This is a genomic window from Nocardioides hwasunensis, assembly GCF_014779665.1.
Classification (GTDB): domain Bacteria; phylum Actinomycetota; class Actinomycetes; order Propionibacteriales; family Nocardioidaceae; genus Nocardioides; species Nocardioides hwasunensis.
In genome coordinates this window covers 457,395-473,256 of the sequence record NZ_JACXYY010000001.1, presented here as the reverse complement: position 1 = coordinate 473,256, position 15,862 = coordinate 457,395, and the positions used below count along the sequence as shown (strand labels likewise).

The following is a 15,862-nucleotide window of genomic DNA, read 5'->3' as shown; positions in this document are numbered from 1 at the left end:
GCCCCCGGCCCGCCGGCGAGGCGCGGAGGTCATGGCCGGTGGTCGCACTGGCGACCGAGCGTCATGACGTACGTCCACGACGTCGTGGCGCCTGGTCGCCGCAACGACCGATGTCCATGACGTCCGGGAACGGGTGCGTGGCCACGACGTACGACTAGCCCGGCCGAAGCCGGGCTCGATCGGGGTGGAGTCAGTGCGAGGTCACAGGCCGCGCTCGCGGCGGCGACGCCACCGCTCCTCCATGCGCTCCATGAACGGACCGCCGGAGCGCTGACGGCCCGGACGGCTGGGGCGGTGCTGCCGACCACCGTCGACGACACCGAGGCCGGAACGGCCGGACGCCCGCACCTTGGGGCTGGCCTGGTGGCCCGGGCTGCGCGTCGAGGTGAGGGCCAGCACGGCGCCTCCGAGCATCACCACGAAGCCGAGGACCCCGGTGATGGTCTGGAGCAGGGCGCTGAGGTCGAGGAGCACGGCGATGACGAGGAGGCCGATGCCGGCCACGAGGACGACGCCGCCGAGGACGAGGCGCCGACGAGCAGCACGCTGGAAGGACGTGCCGCGCAGGGTCGAGGCGAGCTTGGGGTCCTCCTCGACGAGCGCGCGCTCCATCTGCTCGAGCATTCGCAGTTCTTCCTCGGAGAGCTCCACGGTTCCTCCTCACCTCTCTCGGCCACAAGTCTAGGCACGCTGTTGCGCCTACGGTAGGCGTCCCCGGAAAATTCACCCCACCGCAGGTGCCGCGGTCGCCCGCCGGGGTGGGCCGGACGCGTCCACCGGCCCGTGGGTCAGGGCCGCCCGACCACCAGGCTGGCGGGTCGGACGGCCGCCGACCCGAACCGACGCGTCGCGCGATCGACCGCCCGGTCCGCCTCCGTCCAGCCGGGGTCGGGCTCGCCCAGCGCGAGCTGGCGGTGGACCGTGCAGCGTGGCACCAACCGCTCGACGCGCACCCCGACCAGGCGCAGGCGCTGGTGTCGCAGCCCGAGCGCGTCGAAGAGGCGGGTCGCCGTGCGATGGATCTCGACGGTCACGTCGGTGGCCTCGGGCACGGTGCGCGCGCGGGCGATGGTGGTGAAGTCGGAGAACCTGACCTTGAGGGTGATCGTCCGACCGACGACGCCGGCCGCACGCATCCGGCCGGCCACGCGCGCCGAGAGGCGGAGCAGCTCTCGCACGATGACCTCGCGGTCGTCGGTGTCTCGACCGAAGGTCTCGTCGGCACCCATCGATCGCTCGGGCTCGCGCGTGCCCGTGCTGGCGTTCAGCTCGTCGCGGTCCGTGCCCCACGCCAAGTCGTGGAGGTGGCGGCCGAGGTGGACGCCCACCTGGCGCTGGAGGGCGTCGAGCGGCGTGTGCGCGACGTCCTTGACGGTGCGCAGCCCTGACCGGTGCAGCAGTGCGCGGGTCTTCTCCCCCACGCCGTAGAGGTCGCCGACGTCGAGGGGGTGGAGGAACGACGTCACCTCGGACGGCGGGACCACGATGACGCCGTCGGGCTTGGCCCGCCGACTGGCGACCTTGGCCACCGAGATGGTCCTGGCCACGCCGACCGAGCAGGTGATGCCCTGCTCGTCGTGGATCGTCGAGCGCACCCGCTCAGCGATCTCCACCGGCGAGCCCAGCCGCCGGGTCGACCCGCGCACGTCGAGGAACGCCTCGTCGAGCGAGAGCACCTCCACGACCGGCGTCACCTCGCGGAAGGTCTCCATGACCGAGGCAGAGACGGTGATGAACGTGGCGTAGTCGGGCTCGAGCACGACCACCCGTGGGCACAGCCGGCGCACGCGGCTCATCGGCAACGCCGAGTGCACGCCGTAGCGACGGGCGACGTAGTTGGCGGCCAGGACCACGCCGCGGCCGCGTCCGCCGACCACCACCGGCTGGTCCAGGAGGTCGGGGCGCTCGCGCAGCGCCACGGACGCGTAGAAGGCGTCCATGTCGACGTGCAAGATCGGGGTGTCGGTCACCGCCGCCTGCCGATCGGGCCGTCGGTCCGGCCGCCGTCGGGCGTGTCAGCGACCGGCGATGACGTGGAGCTGAGTGGCGAGCGGCAGGTATTCCGGTCGGGTCGCGACGGCTCGCTCGAGCTCGACCAGGGCCGCGGTCGCGCCGGGCTCGAGGTCGAGCAGGCTGCCGGGAACGAGGTCGGCGAAGACCCGCACCGCCTGCACCGACGAGGCCTGGAGCCCGGCGTCACCGAGGAGGTCGCCGAGCTCGTCGTGGGTGAAGCGGCGACCGCCGCGGCTTGCACCGGACCCGGCTGCGGGGTCACCGTCGAGCAGCTCACGGGCGGCCTGGAAGTGCCCGGCCATGGCCCGCGCCACGACCGCGGCGTGCCGCTGGGCGACGAGCAGGCTGAGGTGTCCGCCCGGGCGGAGCACGCCCGCGATCGCCGCGAGGGACGCGGCGGGGTCGTCGACCATCTCGAGCACACCGTGGCAGAGGACGAGGTCGACCTCGGCAGCGAGGGTGGGCAGGTCGGACAGGTCGCCCTGCTGGCCGGTGACGCGGTCGGCGACACCACGCTCGCGGGCCCGCCGGTCGAGCGAGGCGAGCGCGTCCGGGCTGGGGTCGATGACCTGGACGGTGTGACCCAGCTCGGCCAGGGGGACCGCGAACCCGCCCGTGCCGCCGCCGACGTCGACGATGCGGGCCTGTTCCGCTGCGGGTGCCGCGGTGCCGTCGCCGTCCAGCAGCCGGCGCACGCCGTCCCACACGACGCCGGTGCGGACGGACTGGCGACGGTCGCTGGCGGAAGGCTGCGGCATGCCGGCAACCCTAGTGGCACGCTCACGCCACGCTGGCGTGCGGCACGAGGCCGAGCGCCTGCTCGACCACAGCGAGGAACCGGTCGGCGTCGCGGACCAGGTCATCGGCCTCCCGCTCGGTCACCGCACGGGTGGAGCCCGCCTCGGCGGCGGCACGCTTGGCGGCTCCAGCGGCGAAGAAGCTCGCCCACTCCGAGAGCTCGGGTGCGACCTCGGCCAGGAGCACCCAGGCGTTCTTCTGCCGCCTCCCCCGCGGCGCGGGCCGGGCGCGCGCCGCGAGCAGGGCGGCCGCGGCGCACAGCGCGGCGACGTGTGCGCAGGCATAGCGGGTGGGCACGTCTCGGGCGGTGATCGCGTCGCGCAGCGAGGTCGCCGATCGTTGGAGGTAGGAGTGCGTCGTCGCCGGCAGCATGTGCGGGCCTGCCTGGTCGAACCGCTCGCTCCGTCGCACCTGGACGGGGTCGTCGTGCTGCCTCATCGCGCCTCCTCGGCACATCCGTCGACCCCGGGGACGACCCGGGGACGATGGGGTCGAGGTCACCGCCACCCGGGTCGCGTCGAACATCTGTTCGAACACCACGAACGGTACTACGGCCCACCGACACCCCGTCAAGAGCAGGCGGCGCTCGCCGGCGGCGCAGGCTCAGGAGCGCCGCAGGAAGGCGGTCGTGTCCCGGTGCCAGAGGAAGAAGGAGAGCACCAGGCCCTCGACGATGACCAGGGCGGAGAGCACCACGAAGACGACCGGCAGGTGGGACTTGAGGCAGACCGCGCCGACCAGCACACCGACTCCGGCCGTGGCGGTGAGCACCATGCGGGCCCAGCCGTGCCCACCCACGAGGAACGACCCGAGCACCATGGCGAGCAGCGTGAACCCGATGAACGCCACGACCGCGAGCGCCACGAACCCCGGCACGATCTGATCGTTGCGCAGCAGCGCGATCCCGCCCTCCTCGAGCTTGGCCTGGGCGGCCGGGTTGCCGTCGGCCCAGCCGAGGATGACCTCGTCGCGCATCAGCCGGATCAGCACGGTGATCACCGCGGAGGTCGCCACGATCAACGCGAGCACTCGCACACTGTTGACCACGGATCGGGGCAGGTCGCGCGCCATCTTCGAAAGTCTCCTGGGTCGGTCGTCGTCGCTAGGCTCGCATCATGTCGACCGAGCACCCCTCCGTCACCTCGTTTCGAGATGAGCTCACCCGGCGCGGCGGCACGGGTGACGTGGTCATCCTGCCCGACAGCGCCCACACTGCCGCACTCGCCGCTGCGGCCCTGGGGTGCGAGGTCGGCGCCATCGCCAACAGCCTGCTCTTCGACAGCGACGGCGAGCCGGTGCTGATCCTCACCTCGGGCGCCCACCGCGTGGACACGAAGGCCGTCGCCGAGCGCATCGGGGTCGCCGGGCTGAAGCGTGCCGCGCCCGAGTTCGTCCGCCGTCACACCGGCCAGGTGATCGGCGGCGTCTCCCCCCTCGACCACCCAGCCCCCGTCCGCACCTGGATCGACCCGTGGCTGCGCCGGCACGACGTCGTCTGGGCGGCTGCCGGGCACCCCGCCGCGGTGTTCTCCTCGACGTACGACGAGCTGGTCGCGATGACCGGTGCCATCGAGGTGCAGGTGGACTGACCATGGACGCGCTCGCGCTGACGTTCTCCAGCGGCTGGGCCAGCGGCATCAACGCCTACCTCGTCGTGCTCGTGCTGGGCACCGCCGACCGGGTCGGGTCGTTCGCCGAGATCCCCGACGCCCTCGGTCGGTGGGACGTGCTCGCCGCCGCGGCCTTCCTCTACGCGATGGAGTTCGTCGCCGACAAGATCCCCTACATCGACTCCACCTGGGACGCGATCTCCACCGCCATCCGGCCCACGGCCGGCGCGGTCATCGGGGTGCTGCTCGCCGGTGACGCCTCCTCCCTCGACCAGGCGGTCCTCGGCGTGGTCGGTGGCGGCACCGCGCTGCTGAGCCACCTCGCCAAGGCCGGCGGCCGGCTGGCCCTCAACTCCTCACCCGAGCCCGTCACCAACGTGCTGGCGAGCCTGACCGAGGATGCCGCCGTGCTGGGCGTCGTGTGGTTCTCGCTCGCGCACCCGCAGGCAGCCGCCGCGATCGCGGGCGCGCTGCTGCTCCTCGGCCTGGTCGTGCTGCTGCTCGTGGCGCGGCTCGTGCGCCGCGGCTGGCGCAGGTGGCGCCAGAAGGACCCGCTCCACCACGGCGCCCGACCGGGCGCGCTCTAGGGTTCCCCCGTGTCTCGTGTCGTGGTGGTCGGTGGCGGCTTCGGCGGCATGGCCGCCGCCGCCCGCCTCGCCAAGCTCGGGCACGACGTCACCCTGCTCGAGCGATCACCGCGGCTCGGAGGCGCGCTGAGCACCGTCGAGCAGGACGGCTTCGCCTGGGACGCCGGAGCGTCGACCACCCTGCTGCCGGCCGTCGTGCGCGACCTCTTCCGCAAGTCCGGGCGCCCGCTCGAGCGCGAGGTCGACCTCCAGCCGCTCGACCTGGTGCGCGAGCACCGCTTCGAGGACGGCACCTCCCTCGCGCTGCCCGGCGGGTCGCGGGCCGCCCAGCTCGCGGCCTTCGAGACCCTCGGGGCCGGGCTCGGCCACCAGTGGGTGGAGCACGTGGCGTCGTACGGCGAGACGTGGGAGCTGCTGCGGCGGGAGTGGTTCGAGCGCGCCTTCGACGCCGACGTCGCGCCGCGCGAGATGACCTCCCTGCTCGAGAGCCGCGAGTCGCTGCAGAAGCGGTTGCGTCGCACCTTCCGCGACGAGCGCCTGCGCCTGGTCGCCGGACACCGGCTGGTGATGGACGGCCACCACCTCCGCGACGTGCCGGTCTTCGCGGGCGTCGACGTCTACCTCGAGCAGCGCTTCGGCGCCTGGACCGTCCCCGGCGGGCTGGCCGCGCTGGGCGCGGCGATGGCCGACCGGCTGGCGCTGCGCAACGTGGACGTGCGGACCGGTGCGTCCGCCACCGACCTCGTCCTGCGCGCCGGCCGCGTCGCCGCCGTCCGCACCGACGACGGGGAGGTCGATGCCGACCTCGTCGTCGTCGCGATCGACCCGCGACGACTGCCCGCCCTGGCGACGTACGTCCGGCGCACCACCCCGGCCTTCCCGCCGGTCGTGTGCCACGTCGGGCTGGCGGGCGGGCCGGGCCTGGAGCTCCCCGACCTCCCCCACGAGGTCGTGGTCCACGGCGACCCCCACATCGTCGTGCGGACCGGCGGCCGCGCTCCCGACGGGGCCGCCGCGTGGACCGTGCTCGCGCGGGGTCGGCTCGTCGAGGACCTGCTGACCGCACTCGCCCGCCGCGGCATCGACCTGCGCCGTCGCGTCATCACCCGTCGCGATCGCAGCCCGCGCGACCTCGTCGACGCCTGGGGCGGGTCGCCGCACGGCCTGCAGTGGGCGGGGCCCCGGTCCGCCGGCACCCGGCTGGGTCCTCGCACGCCGATCGCCGGCGTGCTCGCCGCGGGCGCCCACGCCACGACCGGCTCCGGACTGCCGTTCGCGGGGCTCAGCGCAGCGCTGGTCGCCGAGACCGTCGGGCGCGCCGAACGTCGGGTCCTCTAGGGGAGGAGCTCCCACACGACCGTGACCGATGCGGTCACCGTCGTCTCTCCGGCCTCGATGCCGCCGCCCGCGTCGCGCATCATCGCCAGCTTGGGCAGGGGCGAAGGCCCGTCGGCGGCATCGCCCTCGACGATCGTCTGCACCGCCCCCAGCCCAGCGGCGCCGGCCATCCGCGCCAGCTGGGCCGCACGCTCGCGGGCGTCGTTGAACGCCGCCTCGCGGGCCTTGCCGCCCGCCCCGTGGTCCTCGGTCACCTCGAGCGCGACGCTGTCGACGGCCAGCCCGTCGCCGACCTCGACCGCGAGCTCGCCGAGCAACCGGCCGGCACTCGCGAGGTCGGCGCAGCCGATGGCGTAGGCGTGGCGTGCCTCGTATCCGGTGCGTCGGCCCTCATGGTCGTGGGCCGGCCACACGGTGATCCCGGTCGAGGCGACGCGCCGCTCGTCGGTGTGACGCTGGGCGACCTCGACGACCGTGGCCGCAGCGGTGGACATCGCCTCGTAGGCTCCGGCGACGGCCGCGCCGCGTGCGACGGCAGCCACCCGGACGACGGCGCTGTCGGGAGCGACGGTGCTGGTGCCGATCCCGGTGACGGTGACGGTGAACATGCCCCCACCGTAGTGCCGCGGCGGATCTGCGGACGGGGCGACGGCTCAGGCCGTGATGCGCAGGTTGGCGAAGATCTCGCGCGTGGCCCGCGATCGGTTCAGCGTGTAGAAGTGCAGTCCCGGGGCGCCGGCGTCGAGGAGGTCGCGGCACAGCTCGGTCGCGATCGTGATGCCCTCGGCGCGCAGCCGCTCGGGGTCGTCGGCGAGCGGGCGCAGGCGCGCGCTCACCTCGTCGGGCAGCTCACGGCCCGAGAACTCGACCATCCGCTCCATCGAACGGAGGTTGAGGATCGGCATGATGCCCGGGATGATCGGGAGGTCCGCGCCGGCGGCCGTGGCACGCTCGACCAGCCCGGCGTAGTCGGACGCACGTAGCACCATGTCGGTCACGGCGAACTCGGCGCCGGCGTCGTACTTCGCCTTCAGCACCTTGGCGTCGTGCTCGAGGTCGGGCGCGTCGACGTGGCCCTCGGGGAAGGCCGCGACGCCGATCCGCATGTCGTGGTGGTGGTCGCGGATGAGTGCGACCAGCTCGTTGGCGTAGGTCAGTCCGCCCTCGGTCGGGGTCCACGGCGAGCCGGGCCCGTCCGGCGGGTCGCCGCGCAACGCCATCACGTGGCGCACGCCGGCCTCGGCGAGGTCGTCGAGGACCGCCTCGAGCTCGCCGGTCGTGTGGCCCACGCAGGTCAGGTGCGCGACGGGCAGCAGGCCGGTCTCGCGAGCGATCCGCTCGGTGATCGCGACGGTGCGGTCGCGCGTCGTGCCGCCGGCGCCGTAGGTGACCGACACGAAGGTCGGGCCGAACGGCTCGAGCTCGGTGATGGCCTGCCAGAGCTGCTGCTCGCCGGCCTCGTCCTTGGGTGGGAAGAACTCGAAGGAGAAGGACCGCTCGCCACGCGCGAGACGCTCGCGCATGCTCAGGTCCCGGCCCACGTCCCGGCTGTGCGTCATGCGCAACAGCCTACGGACGGTGGCGGTGACTTCCCCAATCCGTCCACTGGCTAGGCTCGCCGCCGTGACGACCTGGGACCCTGCCCCCTTCCGCGACCAGGTCCAGCAGGTGCTCGACGTGTTCCTCGACGAGCGCGAGGCCGAGCTCGCCCCGCTCGGCCCCGACGCCGGTCGCCTCATCGCCGAGGCGCGTACGGCGGTGCACGGGGGCAAGCGCTTCCGCGCGGCGTTCTGCCACTGGGGCTACCGCGCGATCCGGCCGGACGTCGCCGACTCCACGGCGGCGGCACTGGCGCAGGCCTGCGCATCGCTGGAGCTGCTGCACGCGAGCGCGCTCGTCCACGACGACTACATGGACGCCTCGGACACCCGCCGCGGCCGGCCGGCCACCCACCGCGCCTTCGAGGCCGAGCACCGGGCCGCCGGCTGGCGGGGCGACCCGGTGCAGTTCGGCGCCGCGGCCGCGATCCTGCTCGGCGACCTGCTCCTCGGCTGGGCCGGCGACATGCTGCGCCGCAGCGGCTTCGGCGCCGACGAGACCGCGTCCGGGCTCGGCCTGTTCGAGCTGTGCCGCACGGAGGTCATCGCCGGTCAGTTCCTCGACGTGTCGGTCCAGGCGCGTGGTCGCGCCGACGTCGACACCGCGATGACGGTGCTGCGCTACAAGTCCGCCAAGTACTCCATCGAGCGGCCGATCCACATCGGCGCAGGCCTCGCCGGTGCCACCGCCCAGCAGAACGAGCAGCTCACCCGGTTCGGCCTGCCGCTCGGCGAGGCCTTCCAGCTGCGCGACGACCTGCTCGGCGTCTTCGGCGACCCCGCCGAGACGGGCAAGCCCGCGGGCGACGACCTCGTCGAGGGCAAGCGGACCGTGCTGGTCGCGCTCGCGCTCGACGCCGCCCCGCGGGCCGCCGCCGAGCGCCTCGACCGTGCTCTCGGCACGCCCCTCCAGCCCGCCGAGGTCGACGAGCTGCGCGGCATCATCGACGACTCGGGCGCTCGCGCGCAGGTCGAGGAGGTCATCGGCCACCTCGCCGACCGCGCGGTCGAGTCGCTGCGGGCAGCCGACGTCGACGAGCACGCGCGCGAGGTGCTCACCGAGCTCGCCGCGGCCGCGACCCAGCGCACCGTCTGACGCCGGGGCCCGGGTCTCGACACGCTCGTGCCTCGCTGCTCGACCGGCGTGTATCGGACGTCAGTCCAGGCTGGTGGTGCCCGGCAGCGGCGGGCCCTCGCCGCGCAGGAGCACGGAGAACGGCACCCCGCGGTCCGCGTTCACCCGTGAGCCGAGCACGCTGAGCGCGACGCTGAAGGCCCGCTCGTCGGCGCGAGCGAGGGTGCCCCAGCCGTCCCAGAGCAGGACGACGCCGTCGGAACCGCTCCCGATGTCGTGCAGGCAGTCGGCGAGGGCGTCGAAGTTGCGGCCGTAGTGGTCGGGGAACCCGAGCGCCTCCCCCACCGCGACGAGGAACGCGGCCTTGGTGTCGGCGCCGGTCCAGCCGTCGACGTGCCCGAAGCCCCAGCCGGCGTGCTCGACCGTGTGGCGTACGTCGTCGACGTCGAAGCCGCCGTGCCACAGGTGGATGCCGGGCGGCTCGTGCCCGGCGAGGACGGCAGCGAGACCACTCACGTCGCGATCCTGGAGAAGGAGTCGTAGTGGTCCCCGGTGTAGTAGAGCTCACCGTCGTCGCCGGCCACGATGCGTCGTGCTCCGCGGTCGTCGGACCCGGGGGTGGGCACGGTGTACTCGCGGTAGTAGCCCGAGGGACGGTCGGGCAGCAGTTCCTCGCGGTTGCCGAACGTGCCACCGTCGTGGTCGGGCTCGGGGAACGGACCACCGGCGAGGATCAGCTCGATCGTGTCCGCCACCTCCGGGGGGAGGTCGTCGACCCGCACGATCGGCAGCCCGCTGTCCGGGTCCTCCGTCTCCGCGGCACCCGTCGGGGGGAAGCCCGTCGTGTCGTCGGTCGGCGTGGCCGACGACGTCGCGTCGGTGCTCTCGCCGGAGGTCGCCGGGTCCTGCGGATCGGCCGGGGTGAAGAACCAGACGACCAGGAACGCAGCCGCGACGAGCAGCACCAGCACCCGGAAGCGCTGCCGGCCCGGCGCGTCGGCCATCAGTACTCCAGGACCTGCGCGCGCCGCTTGACCTCGCTGCCGCGGTTCTCGCGGAGCGCGTCGATCGGACGTCCCGGCAGGTCGTCGTCGGTGAACAGCCACGCGATGCACTCGCGGTCGTCGAAGCGGTGGTCGTGCAACAGGGTCAGCAGTCCCGGCAGGCCCTTGACGACCAGCCCGTCCTGGATGAAGTCGGCCGGCACGCGGGGTCCCGCGCCCGGCTCGGAGACAGCGGCGGCGAGCTCGTGCTCGCGGATCATCGTGCGGACCTTGCTCGGGGTCACGCCCAGGAGCGTGGCGACCTGCTGCCAGTCGAGCCACTCCGGCACGAGTGCGGCCAGGTCACGGTCGGCCAGGGGTGCTTCACTCATGGGCGGAAGTCTGTCACGGGACCGACGCCACGCCGGAACTCGCGCGAGAGCGTGGGCTCAGGCGTGGCTTCCGTAGAGTGGAGGCGCCGGATCCTTCCCCGTGTCGCCATGGTCCGGCCCTGGAGGTCGAGCAGTGGAGCCACCCGAGCACGCCCGCGCAACCGCGCCCGGCGCTGCAGGCGACCCCTTGATCGGTCGCGTCCTCGAGCGCCGCTACGAGATCCGCGCGCGCATCGCCCGCGGGGGCATGGCCAGTGTCTACGAGGCCACCGACACCCGCCTCGACCGCACGGTGGCGGTCAAGGTCATGCACCCCGGCCTCGGCGACGACCAGGAGTTCGCCGCGCGCTTCGTCCGCGAGGCGCGCGCCGCCGCCCGGCTGAACCACCCCCACGTCGTGGGCGTCTACGACCAGGGCGACGACACGTCCGAGGGTCAGGACACCGTCTTCCTGGTGATGGAGTACGTCCCCGGCCACACCCTGCGCGACGTCATCCGCAAGGAGTCCCCGATGTCGCCGACCCGGGCGCTCGCGCTGCTCGAGCCGGTCGTCTCCGCGCTCGGCGCCGCGCACCGGGCCGGGCTCATCCACCGCGACGTGAAGCCCGAGAACGTGCTCATCGCCGACGAGGCGCACGGCGGCCGGGTCAAGGTCGCCGACTTCGGGCTGGCGAAGGCCGTCAGCGCCGACACCCAGCACACCGCCACCGGCGGGGTGCTGATCGGCACCGTCTCCTACCTGGCGCCCGAGCTGGTCGTCGACGGCCGCGCCGACGCGCGCGCCGACGTGTACGCCGCCGGGGTGGTCCTCTACGAGCTGCTCACCGGCAGGAAGCCCCACGAGGGCGAGTCGCCGATCCAGGTGGCCTACCGCCACGTCCACCACGACGTGCCGATGCCCTCGCTCCTCCAACCCGGCATCCCCGACTACGTCGACGCCCTGGTCGCCCGGGCCACCTCGCGTGACCGCGACCAACGGCCCGCGGACGCCACCGTCCTCCTGCACCACCTGCACCGCGTCGAGCAGGCCCTGCGCGAGGGACTGGACTCCGACCCGGAGCTCGCCGCGGACCTGCTGCCGCGTCGCGCGCCGGGGGGCGAGCCGGACCCCACCGAGCACAGCAACGACACCGTGCGCGAGCCCTTCGACGCCAGCGCGCTGGCGCTGCTCACCGAGGTCGACCCGCGCGACTCCGGGCTGGTCGCCGACGGCAGCCCCGACCGGACGACGGCGCTCGAGCGCCACGCGGTCCACCCCGCGGACGCTCCGGTCACCGAGCCGATGCGGACGATGGCGCCACCGGACGCCGGCGGTGCCCCACTCACGTCCGCCGTGACGTCCGCCCCTGCCGCCGCGGTCCCCGCACGCCCCCCGGCACCCGGACCCGGGGCCGGCCGGGCACCGAGCAAGGTCGCGCCGGTCCCGACGACGCCGCGCCGTCGCTCCCGCAAGGGACCGATCTCCTTCGTCCTCGCGATCCTCCTGCTGGCCGGCGTCGCGGGTGGCGCCTACTGGTTCGGCTGGGCGCGCTACACCACCACGCCCGGAGTGCTCACCCTCGACGAGGCTGCGGCGACCGCCAAGCTGGAGGCCGCCGGGCTCGACGTCGAGGCCGGCGAGCCGGCGTACTCCGAGAACGTCGAGCAGGGGCTGGTCATCTCGACCGACCCCGGCCCCGGTGGCCGGGTGCTGGCCGGCGGCACCGTCACGCTGGTGCTCTCCCTCGGCCCCGAGCGCTACGACGTGCCCGAGCTGGCGGGGCAGACCGAGGACCAGGCCCAGGACGCCCTCGCCGCGACCAACCTCGTCTTCGGCGAGAGCCTGGGCCGCTGGAGCGAGACCGTGCCCGAGGGACAGGTGGTCCGGACCAAGCCGAGGGCCGGCACCACGCTGAAGCCGGGTGCCACCGTCGACCTCGTGCTCAGCCGTGGGCGCAAGCCGCTCACCATCCGCGACTGGACCGGCAGGTCGTTCGACAGCGCCAAGTCGGCCCTCGAGGGGCGAGAGCTCCAGGTCACGGTGGCGAGCGAGGAGTTCAGCGACACCGTCCCCGAGGGCAACGTCATCTCGCAGGACCCGGCCACCGGCACGCTCTACCGCGGCGACACCATCACCTTCGTCGTCTCGCGAGGCCCGGAGCTGGTCGAGGTGCCGCGGGTGCGCGCGATGGGTGTCGCAGCGGCCACCGAGCTGCTCGAGGGGCTCGGGTTCACCGTCGAGACCGAGCAGTCCGACACCTACCTCGGCCTCGGCTTCGTCTCCGGCTCCGACCCCGAGCAGGGCGAGGACGTGCCCAAGGGCTCGACGATCACGCTCTTCCTCGTGTGAGGTCCTAGCCTTCGCGGGTGAGTCCCGAGCAGCACCGGCGTACGACGCTCGTGGCCACCGCAGCCCTGCTGGGCCTGGCGGCCTGCTGGGGCTCGACGTTCTTCCTCATCAAGGACCTCCTCGACCGGGTGCCGACCCTCGACTTCCTGGCCGTGCGGTTCGGGATCGCCTCGATCGCGCTGCTGCTGGTGGCCCCGAAGGCTCTGGGTCGGCTGTCCCCGGTCGTGCGCCGCCACGCCGTCGTGCTCGGACTGCTCTACGGCTTCGCGCAGATCCTGCAGACCGCCGGGCTCGCGCACACGCCGGCGAGCGTGAGCGGCTTCGTCACCGGGCTGTACGTCGTGTTCACGCCCCTGCTGGCCGCTGCCATCCTCAGGACCCGGATCCCGCCGATCACGTGGGTGGCCGTCGTGCTGGCCACCGTCGGGCTCGCGGTGCTCGCGCTCAACGGTCTCAGCGTCGGCTACGGCGAGCTGGTCACCTTGTCGTCGGCGGTGCTCTACGCGCTCCACATCGTCGGTCTCGGCGCCTGGTCCACCGCCCAGGACGCGCTCGGGATGACGCTCCTCCAGATGATCGTGATCGCCTTCGTGTGCACGATGGCCACCGCGCACGACGGGATCGTGCTCCCCCAGCGCACCTCCGACTGGGTGTCGGTGCTCTACATGGCGGTCGTGGTGGCGGCCCTCGGGCTCTTCGCGCAGACCTGGGCGCAGGCGCACCTGCCGCCGACCCGCAGCGCGATCCTGATGAGCATGGAGCCGGTGTTCGCCTCGTTCTTCGCCGTCTGGCTGGGCGGCGAGGACCTGACGGCCCGGCTGCTGATCGGCGGCACGATGGTGCTCGCCGCCATGCTGACGGTCGAGCTGGCGCCACGCCGGGTGGTCGAGGGCGAGGTCGCCCACATCGTCGTCTGAACCGACGCGGCCGCAGGAGCGGCGCGGGGTGGGGCCGTCCCCCTATCGTGGTGCCCGTGGACAGGTGTGTGGCGTGCGGGGCTGAGCTGGGCGTGGGCCGGTTCTGCCTCAACTGCGGCCACCCCATCGGCGCCCCGGCACCGACGCCCGCCGCACCGCCAGCACCCGCACCGACCGCACCAGCGGCTCCGAAGCCGACGCCTCGCCCCGCGCCCCCGGACCCGACCCCCGCGCCGACCCGTGGGAGCGACGGTCCGGGACCGGTCGGCATGCCGGTGCAGGCAGCCGACCCCACCCCCGTGCCGCCCACCGTCCCGCCCGACGCCGCGACCGATCCCGCGCCGACGCAGGTGACCCCGGCCGCCGTCGCTGCCGGCACCCGCGGCGTGCCCGCCACCTCCCCGCGTCCGCGCTGGGATCCCGAGGAGGAGCTCCTCCCCTACGAGGAGGTCGACGGGCTCGAGCCGGACTATCCGGTGCGCGGCCGGACGTGGATCTTCTGGGTGGTCGGCGCCGCGCTGCTGGTCGGACTGGTCGTCGTCCTGCTGCAGGTCTTCACGACCGGCGACGAGGACACGGCCGCCGACCCCGCGGGCGGCACGAACTCGAGCGTGAGCGCCGAGCCCGATCCCAGCACGCCCGAGGAGACCGAGGCCGACCCCGGCACGGGGCAGGAGACCGATGCGCCGGCAGGTGCGGGACAGCGGGTCGAGCTCGCGACCGGAGCGACCTTCGAGGTGCCCGACACGGCGCCACCGACCCAGGACTTCGACGGCACCATGGTGGCCTACGAAGCCGCGCAGATGGGCGACGGCAACCCGAGCACCGCGTGGCGCACCGAGGGGGACGCGACCGGGCAGAGCATCACGATCACGCTGCCGGAGGCGGGCGTCGTCCAACGGGTCGGGCTCGTCAACGGCTACGCCAAGCAGGTCGCCGGGGTCGACTGGTATCCCAACAACCGCCGGATCCTGGCGGTGACGTGGACCTTCGACGACGGGACGGCGGTGACGCAGACCCTCGCGGAGCGGCCCGAGCTGCAGACGCTGAAGGTGCCACAGGTGGAGACCAGCACGGTGGTCCTGAGCATCGACTCGGTCACGCCGCCGGGCAGCGGCAGCCTCGGGCGGGACTACACCGCCATCAGCGAGGTGTCGATCATCGGTCGAGCAGCCGGCTGAGCACGGCCGCCGCCCGCTCGGCGTCGGCACGGCTGACGTCGAGGTGGGTCACGAGGCGTACGGCGCGGGGTCCCACCGCCGAGATCCGGACGCCCTCCTCGGCCGCTCGGGCCACGAACGTCGCCGCGTCGGGGCGCTCCACCACGACGATGTTGGTGTCCACCATCGCCGGGTCGAGGCCCAGCGCCTCGCCGATCAGGCACGCGTGTGCGTGGTCGTCGGCCAGCCGCTCGACGTGGTGATCGAGGGCGTACGCCCCGGCTGCGGCCAGGACGCCGACCTGGCGCATCCCGCCGCCCATTCGCTTGCGGCGCACCCGGGCCTCGTCGATCGCGTCGGCCGAGCCCACCACCAGCGACCCGACCGGAGCGCCGAGCCCCTTGGACAGGCAGACCGCGAGGACGTCGGCGACCCGGCCGTAGTCGGCCAGGGAGGTCCCGGTCGCGACGTGGGCGTTCCACAGCCGCGCGCCGTCGAGGTGGATCTTGGTCCCGGTCGAGTCCGCCCAGCCGCGGAGGGCCTGCAGGTCCTCGATCGGCAGGACGGCGCCGCCGGCGAAGTTGTGGGTGTTCTCGACCGAGACCGCTGCCGTGCGCACGAAGTACATGCCCATGTCGGGGGCGAACATCGACTCGATCGCGGGCAGGTCGACCTGGCCGCGGTCGTGGGTCCAGGTGCGCATGGTGATCCCGGAGATGGCGCCGTGCGCGCCGAGCTCGGCACGCGCGATGTGCGCCGACGACTCGCAGAGCACCTCCTGACCCGGCGCGACGAGCGAGGCGACCGCGAGCACGTTGGCCATCGACCCCGTCGGGGTGAACAGCGCCGCCTCGTGGCCGAACGTCTCCGCGACCCGCTCCTGCAGCGCGATCACCGTCGGGTCCTCGCCGTAGACGTCGTCGCCGACCTCCGCGCGAGCCATCGCCTCGCGCATGCCGTCCGTCGGCCGGGTCAGGGTGTCGGAGCGCAGGTCGATCACGCGACCATCCAACCAGCCGGCCCCGGCGCTCGGGCGAGCGGTGTGTGAGACAGGTTCCGGGC

18 protein-coding genes are annotated in these 15,862 nt (G+C 73.8%); 7 read left to right on the top strand and 11 right to left on the bottom strand.

The window, feature by feature from the left end; genetic code table 11:
• Positions 1-201 precede the first annotated feature (201 nt).
• The 5 genes from IEZ25_RS02375 to IEZ25_RS02355 all read right to left on the bottom strand — a co-directional run bounded on the left by IEZ25_RS02375 (position 202) and on the right by IEZ25_RS02355 (position 3,840).
• Complete coding sequence (locus tag IEZ25_RS02375) at positions 202-651, bottom strand: DUF3040 domain-containing protein (protein WP_191197770.1); 450 nt, start codon at positions 649-651, stop codon at positions 202-204.
• 137 nt (positions 652-788) lie between these two features.
• Positions 789-1,970, bottom strand: a complete 1,182-nt coding sequence (gene dinB, locus IEZ25_RS02370) for a DNA polymerase IV (protein WP_318151998.1) — start codon at positions 1,968-1,970, stop codon at positions 789-791.
• Positions 1,971-2,015: 45 nt separating this feature from the next.
• Complete coding sequence (locus tag IEZ25_RS02365) at positions 2,016-2,771, bottom strand: methyltransferase domain-containing protein (RefSeq protein WP_191197769.1); 756 nt, start codon at positions 2,769-2,771, stop codon at positions 2,016-2,018.
• Positions 2,772-2,793: 22 nt separating this feature from the next.
• Entirely contained in the window at positions 2,794-3,249 is a 456-nt protein-coding gene (locus IEZ25_RS02360) for an SAV_6107 family HEPN domain-containing protein (protein WP_224748271.1), read from the bottom strand.
• Between the two features lie 165 nt (positions 3,250-3,414).
• Entirely contained in the window at positions 3,415-3,840 is a 426-nt protein-coding gene (locus IEZ25_RS02355; RefSeq protein ID WP_191197768.1) for a hypothetical protein, read from the bottom strand.
• 86 nt (positions 3,841-3,926) lie between these two features.
• On the opposite strand from IEZ25_RS02355, the gene IEZ25_RS02350 reads away from it, so the two are divergent.
• From IEZ25_RS02350 to IEZ25_RS02340, 3 genes are read left to right on the top strand one after another with little or no spacing between them, the layout of a single operon-like run.
• Positions 3,927-4,400, top strand: coding sequence for a YbaK/EbsC family protein (locus IEZ25_RS02350; protein ID WP_191197767.1), 474 nt, complete (start codon positions 3,927-3,929; stop codon positions 4,398-4,400).
• Positions 4,401-4,402: 2 nt separating this feature from the next.
• Positions 4,403-5,008, top strand: coding sequence for a DUF4126 domain-containing protein (locus IEZ25_RS02345; RefSeq protein WP_191197766.1), 606 nt, complete (start codon positions 4,403-4,405; stop codon positions 5,006-5,008).
• A 9-nt stretch (positions 5,009-5,017) separates the two neighbouring features.
• The gene (locus tag IEZ25_RS02340) at positions 5,018-6,346 is read left to right on the top strand and encodes a phytoene desaturase family protein (RefSeq protein ID WP_191197765.1); all 1,329 of its coding nucleotides are present in this window, start codon (positions 5,018-5,020) and stop codon (positions 6,344-6,346) included.
• Here IEZ25_RS02340 and IEZ25_RS02335 read toward each other — a convergent pair.
• Complete coding sequence (locus IEZ25_RS02335) at positions 6,343-6,954, bottom strand: SIMPL domain-containing protein (RefSeq protein ID WP_191197764.1); 612 nt, start codon at positions 6,952-6,954, stop codon at positions 6,343-6,345. The genes IEZ25_RS02340 and IEZ25_RS02335 overlap by 4 nt on opposite strands.
• 45 nt (positions 6,955-6,999) lie before the next feature.
• Positions 7,000-7,905, bottom strand: coding sequence for a methylenetetrahydrofolate reductase [NAD(P)H] (gene metF, locus IEZ25_RS02330; protein ID WP_224748270.1), 906 nt, complete (start codon positions 7,903-7,905; stop codon positions 7,000-7,002).
• 64 nt (positions 7,906-7,969) lie between these two features.
• Between metF and IEZ25_RS02325 the strand changes: the two genes are divergently transcribed.
• A complete protein-coding gene (locus tag IEZ25_RS02325; protein ID WP_318151997.1) occupies positions 7,970-9,040 on the top strand; it encodes a polyprenyl synthetase family protein in 1,071 nt (356 codons plus the stop codon).
• A 60-nt stretch (positions 9,041-9,100) separates the two neighbouring features.
• On the opposite strand, the gene IEZ25_RS02320 is transcribed toward IEZ25_RS02325, so the two are convergent.
• From IEZ25_RS02320 to IEZ25_RS02310, 3 genes are read right to left on the bottom strand one after another with little or no spacing between them, the layout of a single operon-like run.
• Positions 9,101-9,535 (bottom strand): barstar family protein, encoded by a 435-nt coding sequence (locus IEZ25_RS02320; RefSeq protein WP_191197762.1) that lies wholly within the window; start codon positions 9,533-9,535, stop codon positions 9,101-9,103.
• Positions 9,532-10,023 carry a ribonuclease domain-containing protein gene (locus tag IEZ25_RS02315; RefSeq protein ID WP_191197761.1) on the bottom strand — a complete coding sequence of 164 codons (492 nt, stop codon included), beginning with the start codon at positions 10,021-10,023 and terminating at the stop codon, positions 9,532-9,534. Before IEZ25_RS02315 ends, IEZ25_RS02320 begins: the two co-directional genes overlap by 4 nt.
• Positions 10,023-10,394: an Rv2175c family DNA-binding protein gene (locus IEZ25_RS02310; protein ID WP_191197760.1), complete on the bottom strand. Its 372-nt coding sequence runs from the start codon at positions 10,392-10,394 to the stop codon at positions 10,023-10,025. Before IEZ25_RS02310 ends, IEZ25_RS02315 begins: the two co-directional genes overlap by 1 nt.
• Positions 10,395-10,581: 187 nt before the next feature.
• Between IEZ25_RS02310 and IEZ25_RS02305 the strand changes: the two genes are divergently transcribed.
• The 3 genes from IEZ25_RS02305 (at position 10,582) to IEZ25_RS02295 (ending at position 14,821) form a co-directional block, all read left to right on the top strand.
• Positions 10,582-12,723, top strand: coding sequence for a Stk1 family PASTA domain-containing Ser/Thr kinase (locus tag IEZ25_RS02305; RefSeq protein WP_224748269.1), 2,142 nt, complete (start codon positions 10,582-10,584; stop codon positions 12,721-12,723).
• Positions 12,724-12,740: 17 nt separating this feature from the next.
• Positions 12,741-13,640: a DMT family transporter gene (locus tag IEZ25_RS02300; protein ID WP_191197758.1), complete on the top strand. Its 900-nt coding sequence runs from the start codon at positions 12,741-12,743 to the stop codon at positions 13,638-13,640.
• Positions 13,641-13,909: 269 nt separating this feature from the next.
• On the top strand, positions 13,910-14,821 hold the full coding sequence (locus IEZ25_RS02295) for an NADase-type glycan-binding domain-containing protein (RefSeq protein WP_191197757.1): 912 nt from the start codon (positions 13,910-13,912) through the stop codon (positions 14,819-14,821).
• On the opposite strand, the gene IEZ25_RS02290 is transcribed toward IEZ25_RS02295, so the two are convergent.
• The gene (locus tag IEZ25_RS02290; protein WP_191197756.1) at positions 14,799-15,800 is read right to left on the bottom strand and encodes a threonine aldolase family protein; all 1,002 of its coding nucleotides are present in this window, start codon (positions 15,798-15,800) and stop codon (positions 14,799-14,801) included. The genes IEZ25_RS02295 and IEZ25_RS02290 overlap by 23 nt on opposite strands.
• Positions 15,801-15,862 lie beyond the last annotated feature (62 nt).

Excerpts from the sequence above, each read along its gene's own strand:
- IEZ25_RS02310 (WP_191197760.1), bottom strand. The coding sequence starts at position 10,394 with ATGAGTGAAGCACCCCTGGCCGACCGTGACCTGGCCGCACTCGTGCCG.
- IEZ25_RS02315 (WP_191197761.1), bottom strand. The coding sequence starts at position 10,023 with ATGGCCGACGCGCCGGGCCGGCAGCGCTTCCGGGTGCTGGTGCTGCTC.
- IEZ25_RS02365 (WP_191197769.1), bottom strand. The coding sequence starts at position 2,771 with ATGCCGCAGCCTTCCGCCAGCGACCGTCGCCAGTCCGTCCGCACCGGC.
- metF (WP_224748270.1), bottom strand. The coding sequence starts at position 7,905 with ATGACGCACAGCCGGGACGTGGGCCGGGACCTGAGCATGCGCGAGCGT.
- IEZ25_RS02295 (WP_191197757.1), top strand. The coding sequence starts at position 13,910 with ATGCCGGTGCAGGCAGCCGACCCCACCCCCGTGCCGCCCACCGTCCCG.
- IEZ25_RS02335 (WP_191197764.1), bottom strand. The coding sequence starts at position 6,954 with ATGTTCACCGTCACCGTCACCGGGATCGGCACCAGCACCGTCGCTCCC.
- IEZ25_RS02360 (WP_224748271.1), bottom strand. The coding sequence starts at position 3,249 with ATGAGGCAGCACGACGACCCCGTCCAGGTGCGACGGAGCGAGCGGTTC.
- IEZ25_RS02350 (WP_191197767.1), top strand. The coding sequence starts at position 3,927 with ATGTCGACCGAGCACCCCTCCGTCACCTCGTTTCGAGATGAGCTCACC.
- IEZ25_RS02345 (WP_191197766.1), top strand. The coding sequence starts at position 4,403 with ATGGACGCGCTCGCGCTGACGTTCTCCAGCGGCTGGGCCAGCGGCATC.